The sequence below is a fragment of the Herbaspirillum lusitanum P6-12 genome (assembly GCF_000256565.1).
GTDB lineage: Bacteria > Pseudomonadota > Gammaproteobacteria > Burkholderiales > Burkholderiaceae_D > Herbaspirillum > Herbaspirillum lusitanum.
The window spans coordinates 1-7,041 of record NZ_AJHH01000634.1; the positions used below are offsets into that span (position 1 = coordinate 1).

A 7,041-nucleotide genomic window follows, 5' to 3' on the forward strand; every position below is an offset into this window, starting at 1 on the left:
TATCCATGCAATTGCCTCAACAAGTTCACTCAATGAGTTCGGCAATACATTCATGTCAACCGAGAACGCAATCGCGATTTCTCCCTCGATCTTCGGCTGAATCAGATCTTTGATTTGCACCGAGCCTTTGTCAGCAATCTGCATGTCACTGAACAACACACCAAAATCAGGTTGATCAACACCCAACTGCTTCTGAACCGACAGCGACGTCAACCCGATCTTTTTTCCGATGACCTGGCGCCCTTGCTCCTGAAAGAACAGCGTGTTGATCAGTTGGATTTCATACGCGGCCGCAACCTCACTCTGACCAACGGATGAAGATATGGGATCAATAGGCCCCGCGCGATATGCGGCCCGAAGTTGCTGCGCAACCTCCTGGAGATTGACGACTTGAGACATAGGCTTAAATCCGAGGTTGATGAAAATTCGTAAAGGAACCCCACGCATGAGATTCCGCGCCGCGTGTGTTTCAAACGCACTATGTGAATACTGTATACAGAGTACAGTACACTGTCAACCGAAGACGATTTATTTTTATCTATTGGATAATTCGTTTAAACTTGTGTTCGTAGCGAGCCAAGAGGCTCTACTCGCAATCAATAATCCCCAAGCTGAGAGGCTAAAAGTCACCATGGCACGTCCAACCATCATTCAAAGCGCTCCTCTGCGAGAACAGATTTATGACGCTATCCGGCTTGAACTTCGCACCGGCGAAATAGGCGCCGGCGGAAGACTTCTAGAGGTAGAACTCGCAAAAAAGTACGGCGTTTCGCGCACTCCTGTAAGAGAAGCTCTTTTTCAATTGGCGCGCGATGGACTTATCATTAGCGGCGAACGTGGATTCATGCTGCCGACCGATACATCGAAATCTTTAGCAGATCGCCTGGAGGCGCACCTCCTTATTGACCCTCGTGTAGCTCGACACGCTGCATCAGAGGGAACGGCGGATGAATTGAAAACCCTATTTAAGGCGTTGGAAAAAGGCCAGCAATCACATCAATCCAATCGTTTTAATAGTTTTGTGGAGGCGAATTATCAATTCAGGATTACTTGGCGAAAAATGTGCCGAAACGAACCATTAACACGCTGCGCCACAATGCTGGAAGATCAATTTCTTGCGGCTAGAAATGATTTTTATAAAGATCCAACCAATCGTGCGCTTGCTCTGTTCCATGATGAAAAACTGCTAGTCGCTTTAGAGGCCCGAGACGGCGATGCTGCTGAAAAAGCAACACGAGAATATATGACGGCCTTGATAGAGAAATTTGTTGATCCACGTCAAAAAGAAATGTCCAAGACACCGTCCACTGCGGACGCTGTCACGACATAAAAATGCAGATAAAGAAACTGATCTGAGCAAAATCAGATCAGTTTCCTGGTCGTACGATAGAGCTAACTAATGCCTGCAAGTGGCACACAGCCAACACATGCAGGTGATGTCGTACATGAGTTACTTGTCTAATTCGACAACTGCCCCTTTGAACGCACCAATTGTTTTCCGGTGCGCAATTCCTTCGGTGCATTTACAGCGGTCACACCGATGACGGTTTCATTGAGCAAATGAAAAACCGAGAATGACTTTGCCTCGATATCACCTCGAACAACGTCTTTATCACCGGCCACGGAGCCAAAGACCTGCACGTTCAAATCATACTGATCTGACCAATATCCGCTGATCTCGCGATATGCATCAGTTGGCGCAATCATGGACATCCCAACGTGCTTGCCGTGGGCCGCTGCATGATGCCAGTTTTCTTGCCGCTCATGACCACCGCTACCAGCATTAAAATGATGTGCAACTTCACCGGCAGCGTATATGTGTTCGACATTGGTGGCTCCCATACCATCGACAACGATCCCCGCCGGCCCACACTCAATCCCTGCAGCGCTGGCCAGTGAAGTTTCTGGAACGACGCCAATACCTACCACCAGTAAATCAGCCTCTAACACAGTACCGTCTGCCATTGAGATCGCATGCAGATTATTGAAGAAAGCGAATCCTGTAGGTGATGCGCCACAAAGCACATTTACGCCATTTTGACGATGCACTTTCTCCAGTAGCGCACTTAGTTGCGGTGTTGCCGCGCGAGCCATCAGACGATTTCCAGCCTCGATCACAGTCGTGCTTACTCCCGCCTTGACAGCAACGGCAGCGACTTCCAATCCGATTACCCCACCTCCGATGACCACCAAACTGCTGGCATCCTTCAAGGCGGCACGCAGAGCAATTGAGTCATCAAGCGTACGCAAGTAGAACACTCCGGGATCACTCGGCGAAAGTCCTTGCAATATGCGAGGCCGCGATCCTGTCGCCAAAAGCAGCTTTTCATACGGCAGTCGAGTACCATCATCCAAGCTTACTTCACGATTGCCGGCCTCAATTTTGATAACGCTCCTGCCTAAAAGCATGGTTGCACCCAAGGCATCATATGCGGATTGATCACGCAAAAAAATCTTGTCCTCCGCGCCTATTTCGCTTAAGACCATCTTGGATAATGGTGGCCTGTCGTAAGGCATCTGTCGCTCTTCACCAACCATAACGACCGGTCCCGAATAGCCAGCTTCGCGCATGCCCTCCAGCGCTGAGACGGCAGCCAGGCCCGATCCAACGATAACGACAGGACGAACCTCGTCTCCTGAAAAAACAGTATCTCTCATGGGTAACTCATTCATGTGACGACTAACTATGCACTATGCTTTTCAGGCTGAATTGCCTTTAACTGATCCGTTGCCCCCTGGAGAAAATCAACGCCCTTCTCCAAAATAATTGCAACTGATCGCACCCTGTACCAATCCGGATTTTTTGGTGGCGCCGGATCAATCCCACTCTCCATGTCAGTTGCCATGCGCAGCAGAGATTTGCGGAAACCCACAATCGCGGAATCACCCGATCCCAGATTTTCCCTGGAGCGGTCAACTATGGGTCCCATGCTTTCCTGAATCGCCGTATCCTGCATACCGATTCCCTGAATCCCCGTGGAGCTTCGCAGTCGCTGATGTTCGCGATCTCGACCGTAGTCGTTTGTACGATTGACCAGTGGACGATAAGAACCGTCGGGTATGACTGCGGTATGTACACTGCCGTGATCCAGCTCATCAGGCTCCAAAGGACGAGTGGCATTCCATGTCATAGTGAACAACCAACAATTCTCGTCATCCAATGGCACCCATGCGTGCCCCATAATCGGACCACCAGGCTTATTAGGTGCGATCATCGTGTAGAACGGCGAGAGGAATTGGGTGATTCTCCAATAATAGTCATCGTCTTCTGCATTTCGACGAGCGCCAATTGCCATCCCGTAGTCCGTATGGCGAACAAAAAAGCGCGGCGCAGTGTCGGATGCGAGATAGGGAATAGCCGAGTTAGGAGAGATCTGACGCTTCCGGAAAGGAATTTCAGTGTCCTCATCCAACAGGCTGTGCAAGATCCCGACATGGCTCGAATCAATTCCGCCTTCAACACCTTGCGCATAGTTCGTCTCCTGAAGGCGCTTGGTAATATGCCGATGAGAATCCGGAACCAGTCCCCATTCGATTTCTGGAGGAACTTCTGGCATATGCTCTGGCTCGCCCATGTATGCCCAAATCAGACCGCCCCATTCAACAATCGGATACGACTTGATTTTCAGTTCATCTTTCAAAGGGGTGTTGGCTGGCTCAGCTGGCATATCTACAATGTTGCCGCTGGTGTCAAATTTCCAACCGTGATACACGCAGCGCAGGCCACATTGCTCGTTTCTGCCAAAATACAAATCGACTTGTCTGTGTGGGCAATAGCGATCCAAAAGACCAAGCTTGCCCTCACTATCTCTGAATGCAATCAGATCTTCCCCCAGCAATCGAACGCGAACAGGGGCGCCATCTCGATTGGCCAACTCCTCTGGCATCAGGAAAGGCATCCAGAACCGACGAAATGCCTTACCCATCGGCGTTCCAGGACCAACACGGGTGAGCTTTTCATTGTCAGCTTTTGTAAACATAATATTTCCTCTCTATAACCTCAATTGAGCAATTAACGCCCCAGTGCTTTCATTACAAGGCTCTATCGAATTTCTACTCAATTGAACCAAACACGTCGCCATCCACTATTTCTACCGGATATGTCTTCAATGCCTTCTTACAGGGCAGTTCTACCGCATTACCATTTCTGACATCAAAAGCGCCGCCATGAAGTGGACAATGAATCGTTGTTCCCACAAGCTCTCCGTCCGATAGAGAAACCAGGCCATGCGTGCACAGATCATCTGTGAGGAACAGCTCTCCACCCACCTTATGCAACAAAAATGGGTCGTCGTAATTTTTGGGACAAACCTGAAACGGCACACCATCACGTATGTCGCTGCTCTTACATAGAAATACTTTTTTGCTCATGAGCCCACCCGCATCGGCGCTCCAATTTTTCGAAGCAAAGAGATAATACTCAGCGCAGTAATGCGACCCGTTTTTGGATTGTCGGTCGGAATATTTTCAATCGTCATGGAAAACGACGCTGAATCCGCATCCACCGAAATGGTGTGTGTATTTCTCTCAAGCGATGGATCAGCCCAAATTTCCAACAGCGTGCGATCTGGCCCAATTCCTGCCAGAGAGAGTGCAACAGCAACGTTCAGATTGGCGGGAAAACCGACCGCCGCTTCACGAGCAGTACCAGAGAAAATTCTCGTAGGCGCCGTGATTCCGTCTATCTTGATATTATTTTTTTCTAGATAGGGAGCGCCCAGAAGGCCGCGTACCGGCTTTCTTGTTACCATCTTTACCGAATGAATAACCCCCTCAGCTGCGGCCGTCACCGCATCCAGTCCCAACAAAGCACCCGTAGGAACGATAATTTGCGCGGCTTTATCTTTAGCCAATTGAAGAAGCTCGGGACGCTCAAGTAAAGCCCCCGAGCTCAATACCACCAGCTTCTTTCCTGCTTGCAGAACAGGGGTTGCGATATCCGACATGAGTGATGCGGGGGCACATTCAACTACGATGTCACACTCTGCCAGGCGATCAAAGTCCACAATCATGGGAGGATTGATCAGCATCTCTCGCCATTGCGCACTCTTTGCCGGATCTCTAACTGCTACGGCATGAAGTTCCAGACCGGGCATGCCTTTGTCCAGCGCCATAGCTAGTGACTTTCCGATCGTTCCCAATCCCGCGATACCGACCTTTAGCCGTTGCAACTTCGTGTTCATGTCTAACCCTTATCGATACGCACTAGTGCGTGATTTGATCTTAAAAATTCTGTGTGCAACTTCAACAGGCTACTTTCGCCACCCGTGAATGGAGCGACTCAATACATCGCAGGCAACCATCAAGCGCTGCTGAAAGAAAGAGGATTTTTGCGTTCCAAAGTAGCACCTACTAAATTACTTTTGCCACCTTCAGCATTTCAATGAGGTGCGCATTAAAAAGTTCGGGTGTCTCAAAATGTGCTGAGTGCCCTGACTTTTCGATCTCAACAAACATTGAATTCGGAATCTGGTTATGAACTTGTCGTGCAATTTCAGGAGGAAACAATACGTCCTCGGAACCTAGCAAGAAGAGAACAGGAAGTTTCGTGGCGGCCAATTCTTCAATGCTATGTGTCTCTTGCACTCCAACCAAGGTCTTCAGTCCCACACTGTTAAATCCCGCGATCTGCGTATATAGCGTCACACGTTCCGACCGAATTTTCCTCGTTGTCTCGCCAAGAACTCGCTCCACCTGAGATAACGTAGAGGTCTCCTTTATCACTGGATCCATTAACGACTTGAGCCAGGGAGGGAGTGTGATTCCAACCAGCGTATCTGCGAGAACAAGAGCCTTGACTCTCTCGGGGAAGCGACACGAGAATGCAACCGCAGTGCCGCCTCCCATCGATTGTCCTAGCAAAATGGCTTTTTTCAGTCCTAGCGCTTTCCAGACAAAGTCGAGATCATCTACGAACTTATCTCTACCTGCCCCTTCAGCATCTGTTGATTTTCCGAATCCTCGCGCGTCAATCGTCACCAGACGAAATTGCGCTTGAAGCGCCGCTATCTGAGGAAACCAGCTAGCGTGATTCCCTCCAACTCCATGGAGAAGGACCATGTCCGGCCCCTCTCCATGAATTTCATAATAGATTTGGCTGTCGCCGATAGAAACATGAGGCAAGTTATTCCCCTGTGTTATTGCCAAGTTGCGAAGGCCATACCGCAACCCGTTCCTGCTGGACTTCTATAGCAAGGAACATAGTCGATCAGGTCCATCTTCATCCCCTCCACAGCTCCGGCCAAGGCAGACCAACACCGGAATTCAGAATTTCCTGATTGAAGCTTTTCAAGTGGGATATCCAGATGTCCGTCAATTTTCCCGGATGCCATTACGTCCAAGAACTCACGGTCAAATTTTTCATCCACGACAAAGTGACTAAGACCTCCGGTGGAAATAATGGCAACCTTGAGATCTTCCGGCCACGCCTCGACCGCCTTACGAAGAGCCTGTCCCAACTGATATGAACGACGCGGCGTAACTTGAGTCGGTGGATAGTAGGTGTTCATGCTGATCGGAATAACAGGATAGATCTTGTTAGTCATGATCTTGTAGTAGACATAGCCGAAGGAATGGCTCATGCCTTGTTCTGGAGCGAGATAGCGGGAGTGCGCCAGATCAAAGCCGTTGTTCATCAGATCACCAATCAGTCGAAGTGCATTCTTCGAATCAATTGGATATTCTTTTTCTTCTTGGGGGTACCAGAGATCCTGGTTAAGGCGTGGATCGTACTTCCACTTCATGATGCCTTGCGGCTTATAGGGAAGAGTATCTCCACAGAAGATCGAAAGCGCCGGCATATTGTCGTCATTGAATACTTCTTTATGATCGTCACCCAGAACAATGACAAGATCCGGAGAAACCGCATCCAGGCGACGATTCAATTCAACCATGGCTTTTTGATTTGCTTCATGGCGACGCGCCATCACGTCAGGAGCAATCTCTTTCACGATCGCGGGATCTGCCTTAGCCAACAGCTCATCGTACTGAACACGTTTGCCATCAAAGTCATGCAATGCAAAAATATTTTTTTTTTTTTTT

Annotated in this window: 8 protein-coding genes; 1 reads left to right on the top strand and 7 read right to left on the bottom strand. The window is 49.2% G+C overall.

Going from position 1 to position 7,041, the window contains the following annotated elements; genetic code table 11:
* Positions 1-399: 2-keto-4-pentenoate hydratase (locus HLUSI_RS0120825; RefSeq protein ID WP_029363839.1), on the bottom strand; the 399-nt coding region annotated here is incomplete at its 3' end.
* Between the two features lie 232 nt (positions 400-631).
* Here HLUSI_RS0120825 and HLUSI_RS0120830 point away from each other — a divergent pair.
* Positions 632-1,330, top strand: coding sequence for a GntR family transcriptional regulator (locus HLUSI_RS0120830; protein ID WP_162098086.1), 699 nt, complete (start codon positions 632-634; stop codon positions 1,328-1,330).
* Between the two features lie 128 nt (positions 1,331-1,458).
* Here HLUSI_RS0120830 and HLUSI_RS29870 read toward each other — a convergent pair whose 3' ends face one another.
* The 6 genes from HLUSI_RS29870 to HLUSI_RS31950 form a co-directional block, all read right to left on the bottom strand.
* On the bottom strand, positions 1,459-2,658 hold the full coding sequence (locus HLUSI_RS29870) for an NAD(P)/FAD-dependent oxidoreductase (protein WP_016835788.1): 1,200 nt from the start codon (positions 2,656-2,658) through the stop codon (positions 1,459-1,461).
* 26 nt (positions 2,659-2,684) lie between these two features.
* Positions 2,685-3,980 carry a Rieske 2Fe-2S domain-containing protein gene (locus HLUSI_RS0120840; RefSeq protein WP_029363840.1) on the bottom strand — a complete coding sequence of 432 codons (1,296 nt, stop codon included), beginning with the start codon at positions 3,978-3,980 and terminating at the stop codon, positions 2,685-2,687.
* A 73-nt stretch (positions 3,981-4,053) separates the two neighbouring features.
* On the bottom strand, positions 4,054-4,371 hold the full coding sequence (locus HLUSI_RS31945) for a non-heme iron oxygenase ferredoxin subunit (RefSeq protein ID WP_083831013.1): 318 nt from the start codon (positions 4,369-4,371) through the stop codon (positions 4,054-4,056).
* Positions 4,368-5,183: an aspartate dehydrogenase gene (locus HLUSI_RS0120845; RefSeq protein ID WP_016835790.1), complete on the bottom strand. Its 816-nt coding sequence runs from the start codon at positions 5,181-5,183 to the stop codon at positions 4,368-4,370. Before HLUSI_RS0120845 ends, HLUSI_RS31945 begins: the two co-directional genes overlap by 4 nt.
* Before the next feature lie 169 nt (positions 5,184-5,352).
* Positions 5,353-6,147: an alpha/beta fold hydrolase gene (locus HLUSI_RS29875; RefSeq protein WP_016835791.1), complete on the bottom strand. Its 795-nt coding sequence runs from the start codon at positions 6,145-6,147 to the stop codon at positions 5,353-5,355.
* Positions 6,138-7,041, bottom strand: a 904-nt coding sequence (locus HLUSI_RS31950) for a DODA-type extradiol aromatic ring-opening family dioxygenase (protein WP_157137952.1), incomplete at its 5' end; no start/stop codon positions are given. The genes HLUSI_RS29875 and HLUSI_RS31950, both read right to left, overlap by 10 nt.